This is a genomic window from Pseudoalteromonas sp. Z1A2, assembly GCF_011378755.1.
Taxonomy (GTDB): Bacteria; Pseudomonadota; Gammaproteobacteria; order Enterobacterales; family Alteromonadaceae; genus Pseudoalteromonas; species Pseudoalteromonas distincta.
On record NZ_WTKX01000058.1, the window covers coordinates 1 to 2,635 of the forward strand.

The 2,635-nt window shown below is 42.6% G+C and carries 2 protein-coding genes; both read left to right on the forward strand.

Translation table 11 applies throughout. The features are described from left to right. Positions 1-218 precede the first annotated feature (218 nt). On the forward strand, positions 219-1,763 hold the full coding sequence (gene istA / locus GQR47_RS20015) for an IS21 family transposase (RefSeq protein ID WP_165724398.1): 1,545 nt from the start codon (positions 219-221) through the stop codon (positions 1,761-1,763). 28 nt (positions 1,764-1,791) lie between these two features. Beyond that, positions 1,792-2,556 carry an IS21-like element ISShfr5 family helper ATPase IstB gene (gene istB / locus GQR47_RS20020; RefSeq protein ID WP_008111090.1) on the forward strand — a complete coding sequence of 255 codons (765 nt, stop codon included), beginning with the start codon at positions 1,792-1,794 and terminating at the stop codon, positions 2,554-2,556. The last annotated feature ends 79 nt before the right edge of the window (positions 2,557-2,635 follow it).

The window sequence follows — 2,635 nt, forward strand, 5'->3', positions numbered from 1 at the left end:
TGCATATTCTCATGCATCGCGATCACCTAATACTATCTAAGCTGATCACCTAATACCATCCATCAAGATCACTCAATACCATCGATGCCGATCACTTTTCGGTCAAAATGGTATTGAGTGATCGGCTTGAATGGTATCGTTCAATTTGTACACGTTTTTGTCTAGCCAGTAGGTGTTTTTAACCGTTATTCTTTTCATTTTTGATGATGAGAATGACCATGCCAACGGCACCTATTTCAATGCGTAAACTTAAAGAGATTTTAAGACTAAAATACAGCTGTAAACTCAGTCATCGTCAGATAGCAACAAGCTTATCTGTTTCACCCTCAATCGTGTCTAAATATGCCTGTAAATCAGCAGAGTTAGATATTACTTACTGGCCGCTTGATGAGAAGTGGGATGATCACGCTCTGCAACAAGCGTTCTTCAAAACAAAGCCTCGATTAAAGGGCTTTACCATTCCTGACTGGTCGTTAGTTCAGCAAGAGCTTCGGCCTAAAACCATGACGTTGTTTCTGCTTTGGGAAGAATACAAAGAGCGGCACGCGGAAGGTTTTTACAGTTACACTCACTTCTGCCGTCAGTATAAGGCATGGCTTAAATGCCAAAAACCCTCCATGCGACAAAATCATAAAGCAGGTGAAAAACTGTTTGTGGATTACTGTGGCCCAACCATGAGTATTGTTGATACAAGTACAGGCGAGTGTCGTACTGCACAAGTGTTCGTTGCGGTCATGGGTGCATCAAATTATACCTATGCCGAAGCGACTTACAGCCAGAAACTCGAAGATTGGGTGATGAGTCACGCCCGTTGTTTTGAGTTTCTTGGCGGTGTTCCTGAGCTAATAATTCCTGACAACCTTAAAAGTGCCGTCACCAAACCGTGTCGATATGAGCCTGACTTAAATCCAACCTACCAACAACTAGCGACACATTACGATACGGTCATTGTGCCCGCTAGACCCTATAAACCAAAGGATAAGGCTAAGGCTGAAGTGGGTGTGCAAATTGTTGAACGTTGGATAATGGCGCGCCTTCGCAATGAAACCTTCTTTAGCTTGCGTCAATTGAACCTGAAAATACAAGCATTACTGGTCGATTTAAATCAACGTAAAATGAAAAAGCATCCTGGCTCACGGCTCAGTCAGTTTGATGCTATCGACAGACCTGCACTCAAACCACTGCCTACACAGCCTTACAGCTATACCTTAGTAAAACAGGTGAGCGTGCATATTGATTATCATGTGGAAATTGAAAAGCACTACTACTCAGTGCCACATACCTTAATTAAACAAAAGCTTGAAGCCCATGCCTCCGGGAAGTTGGTGACACTCTACCATCAAGGCATACGAGTCGCTGTTCACCCCAGATCATACCGAGAAGGTGCGCACACCACGCTTGATCTGCATATGCCTATCGCTCATCAAAAGCAGCAACAATGGACACCACAGCGGTTCGAACGCTGGGCGAGTAAATTTGGCACATCAACTGAGCAGTTTGTTATGCAATTGATGCAAGCTAAAAAACATCCAGAGCAAAGCTACCGTGCTTGTATGGGGTTATTAAGCCTAGGTAAAAAGTTTAGTGATCAACGTCTTGAAGCCGCCTGTCATCGCGCATTAACCACAGGTGTTACTCGCGTTAAACAAGTAAAGACTATCTTAGAAAAAGGCTTGGATAAACAACCCTTGCCACAAGCTCAAGGTGATTTACTACAAGATATTGATCATAAAAATATCCGTGGCAACCACTATTACCATTAATAAAAATTAACAAACCTTAGGAAGACTTATGCAAAATATCAATCAACAAGTTAATAATCAGTTAAGTAATTTAAAGCTAAGCGGCATACGTGATGCGCTATTGCAGCAATACGAGCAACCCAATTTATACGTTGAACAAAGCTTCGAAGAGCGGCTAAGTTTATTGCTTGAACATGAAATAACGCAGCGTGATCAGCGTAAAATAGATCGCCTAACGCGACAAGCAAAGTTCAGAGTTGGCGGCACACTTGCCCAACTCAACTATGGCGCAGCACGACAACTCGATAAAGCTCAGATCCGTTCATTAGCACAAGGTGAATGGCTTCGTCTTCACCAAAACATCTTGATCACAGGAGCAACAGGTTGTGGCAAAACTTACCTCGCTTGCGCGCTTGGTCAAAACCACTGCCAACAAGGGAGTAGCGTTTATTATTTTAGGCTCAAAGAGCTATTAGAAAAGATGTTTCTAGCGCAAGCCGATGGTAGTTATCGAAAACTGATCAACAAGCTTAGCTCTGCCAATTTACTGATCTTAGATGATTGGGGATTAGAGCCATTAACGGCTCAACAACGGAGTGATTTACTGGAATTAATTGATGCAAGATATGATACAAAATCGACCTTAATAGCGAGTCAATTACCGATAGAAAATTGGTATGAAATGATCGGAGAATCGACACACGCGGATGCGATTCTAGATAGGCTTGTGCACGGGGCGATAAAGTTGGAATTAAAAGGCGAGTCGATGCGAAAAAAACTAAATTTCTTGACTGATGCCGATCACTCAAGTTAGATTTTACTGAGGTCTACTGACAGACAAAAAAGTGATCGGCTTGAATGGTATTGAGCGATCGGCATCATGGTATTACGCA

Coding starts and splice junctions, on each gene's coding strand:
- istA (WP_165724398.1), top strand. CDS start 219: ATGCCAACGGCACCTATTTCAATGCGTAAACTTAAAGAGATTTTAAGA.
- istB (WP_008111090.1), top strand. CDS start 1,792: ATGCAAAATATCAATCAACAAGTTAATAATCAGTTAAGTAATTTAAAG.